This is a genomic window from Methylobacterium currus, assembly GCF_003058325.1.
In the GTDB taxonomy this organism is placed as follows: Bacteria; Pseudomonadota; Alphaproteobacteria; order Rhizobiales; family Beijerinckiaceae; genus Methylobacterium; species Methylobacterium currus.
Window position 1 is genome coordinate 5,642,127 of record NZ_CP028843.1, and the last position, 13,489, is coordinate 5,655,615.

The window sequence follows — 13,489 nt, forward strand, 5'->3', positions numbered from 1 at the left end:
CCAGGTTGGGACAGGGAGAAGACAGCCGTGCGCAAGTATTTCGGGACCGACGGCATCCGGGGCCGGGCCAACGGCGTCATCACGCCGGAACTCGCGCTGAAGGTGGGACAGGCCGCCGGCCTCGTGTTCCAGCGCGGGGAGCACCGTCACCGCGTGGTGATCGGCAAGGATACCCGCCTGTCGGGCTACATGATCGAGACCGCCCTGGTGGCGGGCTTCACCTCGGTGGGGATGGACGTGCTGCTGCTCGGCCCGATGCCGACGCCGGCCGTGGCGATGCTGACCCGCTCGATGCGGGCCGATATCGGGGTGATGATCTCGGCCTCCCATAACCCGTTCGAGGATAACGGGATCAAGATCTTCGGTCCCGACGGGTTCAAGCTGTCGGACGACGTCGAGCGAGAGATCGAGCGGCTGATCGAGTCCAACCTCCAGACGAAGCTCGCCGGCTCCACCGATCTCGGCCGCGCCAAGCGCATCGAGAGCGTGCATGCCCGCTACATCGAGTTCGCCAAGCGCACCCTGCCGCGCAACCTGACCCTCGACGGCCTGCGGGTGGTGGTCGATTGCGCCAACGGCGCCGCCTATCGGGTGGCGCCCGAGACCCTCTGGGAGCTCGGCGCCGAGGTGATCGCCATCGGCACCGAGCCGGACGGCTTCAACATCAACCGCGACGTCGGCTCGACGGCGCCGGAGGCCCTGGTCGCCAAGGTGCGCGAGCTGCGCGCCGATATCGGCATCGCGCTCGACGGCGACGCCGACCGGGTGCTGGTGGTCGACGAGAAGGGCCATCGGGTCGACGGCGACCAGCTGATGGCGGTGGTCGCCCGCTCCTGGCAGGAGGACGACCGCCTGTCGAAGAACGGCATCGTCGCCACGATCATGTCGAATCTCGGCCTCGAGCGCTATCTCGGGGGCTTAGGCCTCGGCATGGTCCGCACCGCCGTCGGCGACCGCTACGTGCTGGAGCACATGCGCGAGCACGGCTACAATCTCGGCGGCGAGCAGTCCGGCCACATCATCATGTCGGATTACGCCACGACCGGCGACGGGCTGGTGGCGGCGCTCCAGCTTCTCTCCGTGGTGCAGCGCCAGCAGCGCCCGGTGAGCGAGGTCTGCCACTGCTTCGACCCGCTGCCGCAGGTACTCAAGAACGTGCGCTACGGCGCCGGCGGCGAGCCGCTGCGCCAGGATTCCGTCGTCACCGCCATCGAGGGCGCGAGGCAGCGCCTGGGGGAGGGCGGCCGCCTCGTCATCCGGCCGTCCGGCACCGAGCCGGTGATCCGGGTGATGGCCGAGGGCGACGACCGCGACCTCGTGGTGCGGGTGGTCGACGATGTGGTCGAGGCCCTGCGCAAGGTCGCGGCCTGACCGGACAGGGCCTGGAACGGAGGCGGCGACGTCCTCCGTTCCGCCACAGCCTTTGCGCGAGCGGCCAGTAGAATTGCGCGCAGGATGTGTGTGCCGACCGGGCTCGCATCCTCGCTCGCCCGCCCCGGCGACGACACCGATCAGTCAAGTGCAACTCTTTCTCAGCCCTAAGGCTTAACGTTAAGCGCGGGTTTACCGAACCTGGCGACAGTCGTGACGTCTTCCGGAATGGCCGCCCGACGTCCCCGCGGCCCTCCACAACAAGGAACCGTCATGGGCCGCCGCAGCAAGCCACTCGCGCTGGCGCGCATCTTCACGCTCGCTGCGAGCGTGGCAGCGCCGGGCCTCGTCCACGCCGCCGACCTCGATCTCCTGCCGCCTCCGCCTCCGCCTCCACCTCCGCCCCCGCCGGTGGAAGTCGGCGGCGGCTGGTACCTGCGCGGTGATGTCGGCGTCGGCCTCCTCGATCTGCGCAAGACGATCGCCGTGGACGTCTCGACCCCCCCGATCCCCTACAAGTACGGTGCGATCCAGGACCAAGTCGGAGACCAGGCCTTCGTCGGCGTCGGCGTCGGCTACCAGTTCAATCCGTGGCTGCGCTTCGACGTCACCGGCGAGTACCGCTCGAAGACCGACTGGCGCTTCGTGGCCGAGGATCTCTCCTACGATACCCGTGGCGGCTTCAACCTCACGACCGGCAAGTTCTCGTCCGTCGTCGGCCTAGCGAACGGCTACGTCGACCTCGGCAACTGGTACGGGTTCACCCCCTTCGTCGGCGCCGGCGTGGGCTTCGCCCACCACATGTTCGGGTCCGTGACCGATCAGGGCCAAGGCATCTATGGGGGTGGCTTCGGCTACGGGAAGTCCAAGGACAAGACGAACTTCGCATGGGCCGCCCATGCCGGTCTCAGCTACGCGGTCACGCCCAACCTGAAGCTCGAACTCGCCTACCGTTATCTGAACATGGGCGATGCCGAGACCGGCGTGGTGAGCTGCCTGCCGGCCTGCGATCAGAAGACGGTGTACCGCGCCAAGGAGCTCGAGTCCCACGATATCAAGCTCGGCATGCGCTGGATGTTCGGCGCGCCGGTCGTGGCCGCCTACGAGCCGCCCCCGCCGCCGATGATGCCGCTGGTGCGCAAGTACTGACGCCTCAAGAGCCAACTCCGGCGCCTCCGGCGCCGGAAATTCCGGCGGCGGGCCGTTAGGGTTAAGTCGCCGCTAAACTTCTTCCATTGCCTTCAGTCATCGGGCCGCACGGGCCCGCCATCATCCCCACGAGACGCACGCCCCGGCTGAGGAGCCGAAGGGGCAGGAAAGGGCTCCAATGGCACGGTTCGGTTACTGCATCTCGGTCGCAGCCTTCGGGCTCGGCCTGCTCGGTGCGCCTGCGCTCGCCGCCGATCTGCTGCCGCCACCTCCACCGCCGCCGCCGCCTCTCGCGGCCCCGGTGGAGATCGGCACCGGCTGGTACCTGCGCGGCGACTACACGGCGAGCGATTTCCGCCGCCCGAAGGACGACACCCTGCCGGGCACCGAGGGCGCCAAGCTCGTCGGCTTCCGGCTCGGCGACACCGACGGCTATGGCGGCGGCATCGGCTACCGCTTCAACAGCTTCCTGCGCGCCGACGTCACCATCGACGGGCGCACCCGCAGCCGCTTCCGCGACTATTCCTCGCGCACGCTGTTCGTCGAGGGCTTCAACACCGAGGCCGGCAAGCTCGACGTCCTGACCGGCCTGTTCAACGTCTACGTCGATCTCGGCACTTGGTGGGGCTTCACGCCCTATGTCGGCGCCGGCGTCGGCATGGCGAGCAAGCGCTTCCACGACGCCTGGACCGGCACCACCTGCTTCACCACCGCCTGCGGCAGCGGCGTCGACGGCAGCTACCAGATCGGGGCGCAGGGCTTCGACGCCCGCGCCAACCATACCGCGGTCGGCCTGGCCTGGGCGGCGATGGCGGGTATCTCCTACGAGATCGGCGCCGGCGTGAGCATCGACGCGAACTACCGCTACCTCGAGGTCGGCAAGGCGCGCACTGGCTTCGACGTCTACAACCAGAACACCCGCATCAAGGACATCGCCGCCAACGAGTTCCGGGTCGGCCTGCGCTGGGCCTTCGGCAACGGCCTCGCCCTGCCGGGGCTGGGCGGGTTGACCTATTGATCTGATCAAGATCAGCCTGACCGATCGCCCGGTGTGCCCGTCACACCGGGCGATCTGCATTTCAGGTCGGGCGGAGAGATGGTCGACCATCGAAGGGACGTTTATCCAGTTTGGGCTCTGTTCTGACGTAGAGGAAATTAGCAAGAGCTCAATGAGGCGTGGCCTGAGAGCGCGCGGTCGATCAGCGCTCTAACCGAAAATTAAGGTTACCACGGCATCATCTTGCCAGCGGCACGGCAAATTTTGCCGATCGACGAGCCGAGGGGCAGCCCAGATGCGTTTCGCGAGCTTTGGTTTTCTCGTCTGCTTGAGCGTCGCGGCGCCCATGACGGCGCAGATGACGGCGCAGGCCGCGGATCTCGACTATGGCGTCCTGCGCGGCGGTGCCTTCGAGCCGGCGGCCGCGCCCTCGCCGGACATCTGGGACGGCATCTATGTCGGCGGCCATGGCGGCTGGTCGAGCGCGAGCTTCGGCTTCGGCGATGTGTTCCGCTCCCCGGTCGCCCAGGCTCTGCGCGCCACCGCGATCGAATCGACTCTCGGTGCCTCCGGCCTCCTGCATGCCCAAGACATGCGGCGGGACGGGACGAGCTTCGGTGCCTTCGCGGGCGTCAACTATCAGTTCGACGAGACCGTGATCGGCGTCGAACTCGACTATACCCATCTCGGCTTGAAGGGCCGTAGCAGCGACGCCATCGGCCGTCAGAAGACCGATGATGTGGGCTATCTCAGGGGGGCCGACCTCTCAGGCGACGCGACGACGCAGATCAAGGACTATGCCACCCTCCGGGCCCGCGTCGGCTACACCGTCGCCGGCTTCATGCCCTTCGTGACCGGCGGCTTCGCCATCGGCCGGGCCCAGATTGCCGAGACGGTGGCGGTGCGCGGCTTCGAGTACGATCAGGCGGCCTACCGCAAGAACCAGGCCCTCACCGATCCCTCGCAGCGAGTGTATGTCAACAATTACGGCTACAAGACTTTCTTGCAGGACGACCCTGGCAGCAGCGTCCTGGCTCCGCCCGATATCTTTCGGCCGTCGAAGGAGAAGATCGTCGGCGGCATCGCGGCGGGAGCGGGCCTGGAATACGCCATCACGCCGAACCTGCTGCTGCGCGCGGAATATCAATACGTCCTGTTCAACGACTTCGACGGCCACAAGCTGAACCTCAACACCGTGCGGGGCGGCGCGGCCATGAAGTTCTGATTGCTCAAGGATTGCGCCCGGACGATCCGATCTGGACGATCGGATCTGGTCGATCGGGCTTGCGGGCGCGCGCCGGGCGCGCCACCCTGGCCAGCCGCCCGGACAAGAGGCGGGACAGGGGAGGAGAACCCGGATGCAGCGTCTGGCCGGCAAGGTCGCCCTGGTCACGGGCGGCGCGCGGGGGATCGGGCTCGCGATCGCGCGGCGCTTCGCCCGCGAGGGGGCGGCGGCGGTGATCCTCGCCGATCGCGACGAGGCGGAAGCCGAACGCGTCGCGCCGGAGAACCCGGCCTTCCATCCCTGCTCCCTCGACGTGACGAAGGACGAGGACTGGGCCAAAGCCGTCGACCGCACAGTGGCCCGCCACGGCGGCCTCGACGTGCTGGTCAACAATGCGGGGATCGCGGTCGTCGGCACGATCGAATCCGTCACCCTGGAGGATTGGCATCGGGTCCAGGCGGTCAATGTGGACGGTACCTTCCTGGGCTGCCGCCACGCCGTGCGGGCGATGAAGCCGCCGGCCGGCCGCGGTGGGGCGATCATCAACCTCTCGTCGGTCTCCGGCATCGTCGGCGGGCACAACCTCGCGGCCTACAACGCCTCGAAGGGGGCGGTGCGGCTCCTTACCAAGTCGGTCGCGCTGCATTGCGCGCGGCAGGCCTACGGGGTGCGCTGCAACTCGATCCATCCGGGCTTCACCGAGACCGACATGCTGCGGGACCTCGCCGCCGGAAGCCGCTACAGCCCGGAAGAGCTGCGCCGGCGCCTGCAATCCTCGGTGCCGCTCGGCCGCAACGCCGCCGCCGAGGAGATCGCCGGCCTCGCCGCCTACCTCGCCTCGGACGAGGCCGGCTTCGTCACCGGGGCCGAGATGGTGATCGACGGCGGCGTGACGGCGCAATAGGCGCCGCTCACCAACTCCCGATCGGCGGCATCGCCCGCTGCGGCAGCATCGGCTGAGCGGCCATGCCGTGAGGCGCATTCATCCGGGCTCCCCAAAAAGTCGGACCGCAACGGCAGGTTGGCCCCTCTACAGGTCGGTGATTCGCCGCTATCTGTATGCACCGCAGCAAAGATCGACCGGAGACCTGACCGATGTCCGCCCAGGCCGCCCCCGCCCCGACCGACCTCGTCACCCTCGCGCAGGAGGCGGGCCTCGCCGCGAAGGCGCTCGCCGCGGATGCCGCCCGGCGCGTGCGCGCCGGCCTCATCGGGGCCGACGGGCGGCTCTCGCCCGAGCGCCTGGAGGCCGAACAGCACGCCGCCCACGGCCTCGCCTGGCTCTCGACCTATGCCGAGGCGATCACCCAGCTCGGCAATTACGCCGCCCATCTCGCCGGCCAGGGCCGCCTGGGCGAGACCGAGACGCTCCTCGTGCGGATCGGCCTCGGCGAGTACCTGGAGCAGCTCTTCGGCGGGATCCCGATGAGCCAGGGCGAGATGGTGCGCCCGACCTCGTCCCTCGGCCTGAAGGCCCAGGAGGTGGCGCGCCATCGCTCGGAGGCGGTCGAGACCCTGATCGCCGAAGGTAACACCGCCCAGAACCGCGCCGCCCTGGTGCGGCTGATCCGCGAGGGTCAGGGCGCCGCCACGGTCGGCCAGACCGGCCTCGACGAGGACATGGAGGCGATCCGCGCCGAGATGCGCCGCTTCGGCCAGGCCGAGGTCGCGCCCCACGCCCATGACTGGCATCAGCAGAACGCCTACATCCCCCTCGAGATCATTGGCCAGATGGCCGAGCTCGGCGTGTTCGGGCTGACCATCCCCGAGGAATACGGCGGCATGGGCCTGCCGAAGATCTCGATGTGCGTGGTCTCGGAAGAATTGTCGCGGGCCTATATCGGCGTCGGCTCGCTCGGCACCCGCTCGGAGATCGCCGCCGAGCTGATCCTCGGCGGCGGTACCGAGGAGCAGAAGAGCCGTTTCCTGCCCAGGATCGCCTCCGGCGAGATCCTGCCGACGGCGGTCTTCACCGAGCCGAATACCGGCTCGGACCTGGCGTCGCTGCGCACCAAGGCCGTCAAGGAGGGCGACACCTGGCGGATCACCGGCAACAAGACCTGGATCACCCATCCGGTCCGCGCCGACCTGATGACCGTGCTGGTGCGCACCAAGCCCGAGGAGCCGGGCCACAAGGGCCTGTCGCTGCTGCTGGGCGAGAAGCCCCGCGGCACCGACGAGGACCCCTTCCCGGTCGAGGGCCTGTCGGGCGGCGAGATCGAGGTGCTCGGCTATCGCGGCATGAAGGAATACGAGCTCGCCTTCGACGGGTTCGAGGTGCCGGACGCGAACCTGCTCGGCGGCGTCGAGGGCAAGGGCTTCGCCCAGCTGATGCAGACCTTCGAATCGGCCCGCATCCAGACCGCGGCCCGCGCCGTCGGCGTCGCCCAGTCGGCCCTCGATGTCGGCCTGCGCTACGCCGAGGAGCGGGTGCAGTTCGGCAAGCCCCTGGTCTCCTTCCCGCGCGTCGCCGACAAGCTCGCCATGATGGCGGTCGAGATCGCCATCGCCCGCCAGCTCACCTACTTCGCCGCGCACCAGAAGGACGAGGGCAAGCGCTGCGACCTGGAAGCCGGCATGGCGAAGCTGCTCGCCGCCCGCGTCGCCTGGGCCGCCGCCGACAACGCCCTCCAGATCCATGGCGGCAACGGCTTCGCCCTGGAATATCCGGTGAGCCGCCTGCTCTGCGACGCCCGCATCCTGTCGATCTTCGAGGGCGCGGCGGAGATCCAGGCCCAGGTCATCGCCCGGCGCCTGCTCGAAGTGCAATAAGGCGGATCGGGGCGCCGCGGGCGGCGCCCCGATCCCGTCGCGCCGCCCGCGCCCGGTAGACGCTGCGGTCGGCGACGCAGCAATTCCGGCCGGCGGCCTCGGCGGCGTAGAGTTCGAGGTCGGCGGCCTTCAGCGCCTCGCCGTAGCTCATCGTGTCGTCCAGATGCGCGACCCCGGCGCTCGCCGTGACCGGGCCGGTCACGGCCGGGACTTGCGCCGCCCGGGCGGGGATCGTCCGGCGCAACGCCCCGACGACGGCGACCGAGGTTCTCGTCGTCGAGGAGCGGCGCGAATTCCTCGCCGCCGAGGCGGCCCGCGAAGGCCGGGCCGGCGGCCAAGGCCCGCGCCACCGCGACGAGGACCGCGTCGCCCTGGTCGTGCCCGAACGTGTCGTTGATGCGCTTGAAGTGGTCGATGTCGAGGATCGCGACCGCGCGCGGCCGTCGCCGCGCGACCTGCCGCTCCAGGCTGCGGCGGTTCGGCAGCCCAGTGAGGGCGTCGGTATGGGCGACGAGGTTGAGGGTGTCGGCCCGGGCCTGCGCCTGGTCGCGCTCGCGCTCGAGCCGCATGAACCGGTCGCCGACGCTGGCGGCGTTCAGCAGCATCTCGAGCGCGATGGCGAGGGCGTACAGGAAGGGGCCGAACGGGCGGCCGAGCACGATGTCGTGGTAGAGGCTGACGGCGCAGACCGACAGCACGCAGAGGAGGCCGCGGACTGGACCCGCGCCGCGCGGCTGCCGCGGGCGAGCGCCAGGACCAGTGATGCGCCGTAAAGGACGAGCAGGCCGACCAGGACGAGGTTGCGCAATGCCCAATAGGCCGGCGGGCAGGGATCGAGCAGCATCGCCGGGGTCGTGAGCAAGACCGCGGGGGGCAGCCGGACGAGGGCCTTGCGGACCCTCGCGGGCAACGTGCCGGGTTCGAGCAGCGTGCCGAGGAACGGGCCCATCAGGGCGATCACCCCGTCGAACAGGACGTTGATCGCGACCTGCCGGGCCAGGCTCTCGGCGCCGAGGACGGGACCGAGCGGCAGCGACGACAGGCAGAGCGTGAGGGCCACCAGCGCCAGGATCCGGGCGGTGTCCCAGAGGAGGAATCGCTCGCGCAGGATGGCGAAGAACGCGGAGTTGTAGGCGACCGACAGGAGCAGGAAGCCCGGGAAGGCCCCGCTCAGCACGGCGGGCCAGTCCAGGGCCGTGCCGCGGGCAAAGCTCGATTACGCCGCGGCCGGGACGGCGCCGAAGAGAATCAGCGCGCCGCGATGCGCAGGATTCTGGCGCTGCGGCGCGGCATGGGTCGGGGCACGGGTTCAGGGCGGCGATCCACGTCACCCCACCGTTACGGCATGGCCGGTTACCGTCGTGTCTGTCGCTTGGGTCGGCGCCCCGATCCGCACCGGCACGGCGGAGCCGTCACGGCACGTCGGAGGGAGCGCCGGACCGCGGCCCGGCGCTCCCTGGCGCTACTTCGTGATCTTCACCGAGACCGGATCGCTCGACGGGAACGTCTCCTCCAGCCCCTCGTCGAGGCGCTCGTTGAGCTTGCTCTGCTGGTTCTCGGGCCGTGCCTTGTCCTCCGGCGAGGCGCTGTCGCGGCGAAAACCCGGCTGGTCCTGGTTCGGGGTCTTGGTGTCGTTGCCCATCGGGGCCTCCCTTGGAACGGCGTCCCGGCGAGGGACGGACTGCCCGGCTAACGCGCGGGGCCGAAGCCTGTTGCGTCCGCGGCCTGTTTAACGGGGCGGTGGCGCCTCGCCCGGTAAGGTCCGCCCGTGAGAGGGCGCGTCCCATGCATGTCGGCATCCTGACGAATTTTCCGACGCCGAAAGGCGGCGCCGAGGCGGTCGCGATCGAATCCGCCCGCGGTCTCGCCGAGGCCGGCACCGCCGTCACGCTGATCCACGGGGCCGACGGGCCGGCCGACCCGATGCTCGACCATCCGGGAATCCGCCGCGTCGGGCTCGGCCTCATCGACGTCTGGGAGCGGCCGGCCTGGCGCGGCGCGGTCGAGGGAGTCTGGAACCGGGAGGCGGCGCGGCGTCTCGACGCGGCGCTCGCGGCCCTGCCGGCGCGGCCCGACGTGCTGCACCTGCACCAATGGACCCGCTCGCTCTCGCCGGCGATCTTTCCGGTGCTGGCGCGCACCGGAATCCCGGTGGCGGTCACGCTGCACGATTACTTCCTGGTCTGCCCGAACGGCGTCTATTACCGCTTCGACCGGGCCGAGCCCTGCACCCTGCGGCCGTTCTCGCCCGCCTGCCTCGCCGCCCCCTGCGATCCGCAATCGCGGGTTCACAAGGCGGTGCGCGTGGCCCGGGCGGTGGTGCAACGGGCGGCCATCATGCGGCGCTTTCCCCCGCGCCGGCTCGATGTCGTCCACGTCTCCGACGGCAGCCGGGCGCGAGTCGAGCCGATGACGCGCGGTGCGCCGTTTCGTCACCACCGGATCGACAACCCGGTTCGGGTCGCGCGCGCCGCCCCGGCCGATCCGGCTTCCGGCGACGCCATCGCCTTCGTCGGCCGCTTCACCCGCGAGAAGGGGGCGGATCTGGTGGCGCAGGCGGCGCAGCGGGCCGGCCTGCCGTCCCTGTTCATCGGCGACGGGCCGCTCGCCGACGCGCTGCGCGCCGTGCCGGGGGCCGAGGTGATCGGCTGGCGTACGCCGGCGGAGGTCGAGGCGCTGCTGCGCCGCCGGGCCCGGGCCGTGGCGGCGCCGGCGCGCTGGCTGGAGACCGGCCCGCTCACGGTCTACGAGGCCCTGGCCGCCGGCATTCCGGCGATCGCCTCCGACCAGGCCGGCGCCGGCGAGAAGATCCGCCACGGCGAGACCGGCTTCGTCGTCACGCCCGACGTCGCCGTGCTCGCCGAAGTGTTCGGCCGGTTGCGGGACGATGCCCTGGTGCGCCGGCTCGGCCAGGCGGCCCATGCGCGCTACTGGGCCGCCCCGATGACCCTCGCCGCCCACGCCGCCGCGCTGCGCGACCTCTATGCGGGGATGGTCGGTGCGGCCGAGGCGCCATCTTTTCAGCGCAGTGCTGTCATGTGAGAGAGCGAGCCAGAATCATCAGGAGCCGAATGCCGATGCACCGCCCGTCGACCTCCCTGCTGCTCGCCGCGCTCCTCCTCGGAGTCGCCCATCCGGCGGCCGCGCAGGCCGAGTCGGTGCCGCCCTTCCGTGCCCTGCAGGACAACCGGCAGGAAAACCGGGTCGTGCCCGAATCGAAGGCGCAGGTGCAGCTCTCCTTCGCGCCGCTGGTCAAGCGCGCCGCGCCCTCCGTGGTCAATGTCTACGGCACCCATGTGGAGAAGCGCGCCGCCAATCGCGGTGCCATGGACGAGTTCCTGCGCCGCTTCTTCGGCGATGCGAGCCCGAACCTGCCGCAGGAGCGGGCGCAGCGCTCGCTCGGCTCGGGCGTCATCGTCGACGCCTCGGGGCTGATCGTCACCAACAACCACGTCATCGAGAACATGAACGAGGTGAAGGTGGCGCTGAACGACCGGCGCGAGTTCGAGGCGCAGATCCTGCTGCGCGACCCCCGCACCGACCTCGCCATCCTGAAGGTCAAGAGCCCGAATGGCGGCCTCACCCCGATGGAGATCGGCGATTCCGAGCACCTGCAGGTCGGCGACTTCGTGATCGCGATCGGCAACCCGTTCGGCGTCGGCCAGACGGTGACGCAGGGCATCGTCTCGGCGCTGGCCCGCACCCAGGTCGGCTCGGCCGATTACCAGTTCTTCATCCAGACCGACGCGGCGATCAATCCGGGCAATTCGGGCGGGGCGCTGGTCGACCTCAATGGCGGCCTCGTCGGCATCAACACGGCGATCTACTCGCAATCCGGCGGCAGCCACGGCATCGGCTTCGCCATCCCCGCCAGCATGGTCAAGGCGGTGGTGGAGACCGCCAAGGGCGGCGCCCGCACGGTGCGCCGGCCCTGGCTCGGCGCGCGCCTCCAGCACGTGACCCCGGACATCGCCGACAGCGTCGGCCTCGACCATCCGACCGGGGTGCTGGTGGCCTCGATGCAGCCCAAGAGCCCGGCCGAGGAGGCCGGACTGAAGCGCGGCGACGTGGTCCTGGCGGTGGACGGCCAGACCGTCGACGACCCGGAGGCCTTCGGCTACCGCTTCGCCCTCAAGGGCATCAAGGGCGAGACCAAGCTCACGGTCCTGCGCGGCGCCACCCGCACCACGGTGCCGGTGCGGCTCGGGCCGGCGCCGGAGACCCGCCCGCGCGACACCCTGAAGGTGAAGACCCGCTCGCCCTTCCTCGGCGCCACCGCGGTCAACCTGTCGCCGGCGGTGGCCGAGGACCTGCAGCTCGACCTCCCGACGCAGGCGCAAGCCGACGGCGTGATCATCGCCGAGGTCGAGGGCGGCAGCCTCGCCAACCGGGCCGGCCTGCAGAAGGGCGACCTCGTGGTGGCGGTGAACGGCGCCCCGGTGGCCACGACCAAGGATCTGGAGCGCATGACCCGCACCAGCGCCTCGATGTGGGAGGTGACGATCAGCCGGGGCGGGCAGCAGCTGACGTCGGTGTTCGGGGGGTAGGGGGCGGCCGGCGCTGCGGCGGCATCATGCCGGGCGGTCGCAGACCCTGAACTATGACACCCTCCTCGTCATCCCGGGCTCTCGCCTTCGGCAAGCCCCGGGATGACGTCGAGAGATGGAGACGGGATGGCGGGAACCCTGCCTCGCTCCGGCCGTCGGCTACGATCGCACTTCCCGCTTCGCGACGAAATTGATCTCGTCCACCAGGACATCCTTGACGACGTCGCCGCCCAACCGCTCGTTCACCTTGGCCCGCACCTCGGCCAGCCGCTTGGTGATGTCGTATTTTGCCAGCTTGCGGAAATCGAGGGCCGGGTCGCCGTAGATCTGGCGGAAGGCCTCGTCGACCACGAAGGCATTGGGCGGCACCGGAAGGGTGTGCATCAGCTTGGCATCGGCAGTGAAGACCAGAACCGCGATGACGTAGCCCTGCACCTTCCCGTCGGCGATCATCGGGATGTTGATCGGCGCGAGCTTCTGGTACTGCAAGCCTTCGAGATAGGGTTCGGTCTTCTTGGAAAAGATGCCGCCGCCGAAGGTCACCGCGCCGTAGCAGGAGGCGATGGTGACGGCGCAGATCCACAGGCCGGTGATCAGGATCTTCATGACCGGGGGCTCGTCCGCGCCGAGTAGGTGCCGTCGGATTCCGCGGCGAGCGCCACCTGCGCCAGGGTCGCGTCGATCTCCTCCAGCGCCCGCAGGTGCAGGGCGACGACCTGCTGGTTGCGGGCGAGCTTGTCGCGCAGGCGCGCGAGGTGGATCGCCACCGTGGCGTCGAGCGCGGCGAGGTCGAGGCCGCGGGTGAGGCGGGTGAGCTCGAGGAGCCCCTGGCTCTTGCGGCGGGTGAGGCCGTCGAGGTCAGCGGGCGCATGCGCCTCCAGGGCCTCGGTCTCCTCCTCGATCACGGCCTCCAGCCGCTTGATGCTCGCGAGCAGCATGGCGGTCACACCTTGGCCGCGGGGTTGGCGGCATCCGCCGGTGCGGCGGCCGGGGCGGCCGGATGGGCGGCGTTCAGCATCCTGGCGATGCCGATGCCGCCGGCCTTGGCGATCTGGGCACCGATCTGCTCGGACAGCATCGACTTCCAGATGCCGCCGGCATTGCCCTTGCCGTACACGGTCTCGGACTTCTCCGGCATCATCGCCTCGACGAATTGCTGCAGCACCAGCCCCTCGAACTTCTTGTACGGGTCGCTGCCGGCGCCGGTCATCGCGGTCTGGTTCTGCAGGGTGAGGAGCGCGCCGCGGGCATCGAGCGGCACGTGGGTCGAGAGCCCGACATCCCGCGCCGCGTCCGCGAAGGCGGTCGCACCGGCGCTGCCCGGCTGCGACAGCTTGGCGGCGGCCTCCTGGTAGCGCGACGGATCGGCGGCCCGGGCCACGTCGAGCACGATGTCGGAGGGCGGTGTGATGCTCATCGGGGCTTTAT

14 protein-coding genes and 1 pseudogene are annotated in these 13,489 nt (G+C 70.1%); 8 read left to right on the forward strand and 7 right to left on the reverse strand.

Annotated elements, in window-relative coordinates:
• Positions 1 to 27: 27 nt before the first annotated feature.
• The 6 genes from glmM to DA075_RS26015 all read left to right on the forward strand — a co-directional run bounded on the left by glmM (position 28) and on the right by DA075_RS26015 (position 7,514).
• Positions 28 to 1,371, forward strand: coding sequence for a phosphoglucosamine mutase (gene glmM / locus DA075_RS25990; protein WP_099955695.1), 1,344 nt, complete (start codon positions 28 to 30; stop codon positions 1,369 to 1,371).
• Between the two features lie 273 nt (positions 1,372 to 1,644).
• The gene (locus DA075_RS25995; RefSeq protein WP_099955696.1) at positions 1,645 to 2,520 is read left to right on the forward strand and encodes an outer membrane protein; all 876 of its coding nucleotides are present in this window, start codon (positions 1,645 to 1,647) and stop codon (positions 2,518 to 2,520) included.
• A 178-nt stretch (positions 2,521 to 2,698) separates the two neighbouring features.
• A complete protein-coding gene (locus tag DA075_RS26000; RefSeq protein ID WP_099955697.1) occupies positions 2,699 to 3,538 on the forward strand; it encodes an outer membrane protein in 840 nt (279 codons plus the stop codon).
• Between the two features lie 274 nt (positions 3,539 to 3,812).
• A complete protein-coding gene (locus DA075_RS26005) occupies positions 3,813 to 4,742 on the forward strand; it encodes an outer membrane protein (protein WP_099955698.1) in 930 nt (309 codons plus the stop codon).
• Positions 4,743 to 4,875: 133 nt separating this feature from the next.
• A complete protein-coding gene (locus tag DA075_RS26010) occupies positions 4,876 to 5,646 on the forward strand; it encodes an SDR family NAD(P)-dependent oxidoreductase (protein WP_099955699.1) in 771 nt (256 codons plus the stop codon).
• A gap of 191 nt (positions 5,647 to 5,837) precedes the next feature.
• On the forward strand, positions 5,838 to 7,514 hold the full coding sequence (locus tag DA075_RS26015; protein WP_099955700.1) for an acyl-CoA dehydrogenase family protein: 1,677 nt from the start codon (positions 5,838 to 5,840) through the stop codon (positions 7,512 to 7,514).
• Here the strand turns inward: DA075_RS26015 and DA075_RS36990 are convergent.
• From DA075_RS36990 to DA075_RS26030, 4 genes and pseudogenes are all read right to left on the reverse strand, one after another.
• Positions 7,483 to 7,716 carry a hypothetical protein gene (locus DA075_RS36990; RefSeq protein WP_210207071.1) on the reverse strand — a complete coding sequence of 78 codons (234 nt, stop codon included), beginning with the start codon at positions 7,714 to 7,716 and terminating at the stop codon, positions 7,483 to 7,485. The two genes, DA075_RS26015 and DA075_RS36990, sit on opposite strands and share 32 nt — an antisense overlap.
• A 121-nt stretch (positions 7,717 to 7,837) precedes the next feature.
• A pseudogene (locus tag DA075_RS38625) lies at positions 7,838 to 8,119 on the reverse strand (diguanylate cyclase domain-containing protein); the annotation flags it as partial.
• Positions 8,110 to 8,691: a 7TM diverse intracellular signaling domain-containing protein gene (locus DA075_RS38630; protein WP_164712492.1), complete on the reverse strand. Its 582-nt coding sequence runs from the start codon at positions 8,689 to 8,691 to the stop codon at positions 8,110 to 8,112. The gene DA075_RS38630 and the pseudogene DA075_RS38625, both read right to left, overlap by 10 nt.
• A 285-nt stretch (positions 8,692 to 8,976) precedes the next feature.
• The gene (locus DA075_RS26030) at positions 8,977 to 9,156 is read right to left on the reverse strand and encodes a hypothetical protein (RefSeq protein ID WP_099955703.1); all 180 of its coding nucleotides are present in this window, start codon (positions 9,154 to 9,156) and stop codon (positions 8,977 to 8,979) included.
• A gap of 143 nt (positions 9,157 to 9,299) precedes the next feature.
• On the opposite strand from DA075_RS26030, the gene DA075_RS26035 reads away from it, so the two are divergent.
• Together DA075_RS26035 and DA075_RS26040 are read left to right on the forward strand one after the other, a co-directional pair.
• Positions 9,300 to 10,556 carry a glycosyltransferase gene (locus DA075_RS26035; RefSeq protein ID WP_099955704.1) on the forward strand — a complete coding sequence of 419 codons (1,257 nt, stop codon included), beginning with the start codon at positions 9,300 to 9,302 and terminating at the stop codon, positions 10,554 to 10,556.
• Between the two features lie 35 nt (positions 10,557 to 10,591).
• Entirely contained in the window at positions 10,592 to 12,061 is a 1,470-nt protein-coding gene (locus DA075_RS26040) for a DegQ family serine endoprotease (RefSeq protein ID WP_099956811.1), read from the forward strand.
• A gap of 159 nt (positions 12,062 to 12,220) precedes the next feature.
• Here DA075_RS26040 and DA075_RS26045 read toward each other — a convergent pair whose 3' ends face one another.
• From DA075_RS26045 to DA075_RS26055, 3 genes are read right to left on the reverse strand one after another with little or no spacing between them, the layout of a single operon-like run.
• A complete protein-coding gene (locus tag DA075_RS26045; protein WP_099955705.1) occupies positions 12,221 to 12,667 on the reverse strand; it encodes a hypothetical protein in 447 nt (148 codons plus the stop codon).
• Positions 12,664 to 12,999, reverse strand: coding sequence for a flagellar protein FlgN (locus tag DA075_RS26050; protein WP_099956812.1), 336 nt, complete (start codon positions 12,997 to 12,999; stop codon positions 12,664 to 12,666). The genes DA075_RS26045 and DA075_RS26050 overlap by 4 nt, the downstream gene beginning before the upstream one ends.
• 5 nt (positions 13,000 to 13,004) lie before the next feature.
• Complete coding sequence (locus DA075_RS26055) at positions 13,005 to 13,478, reverse strand: rod-binding protein (protein WP_099955706.1); 474 nt, start codon at positions 13,476 to 13,478, stop codon at positions 13,005 to 13,007.
• Positions 13,479 to 13,489: the final 11 nt, after the last annotated feature.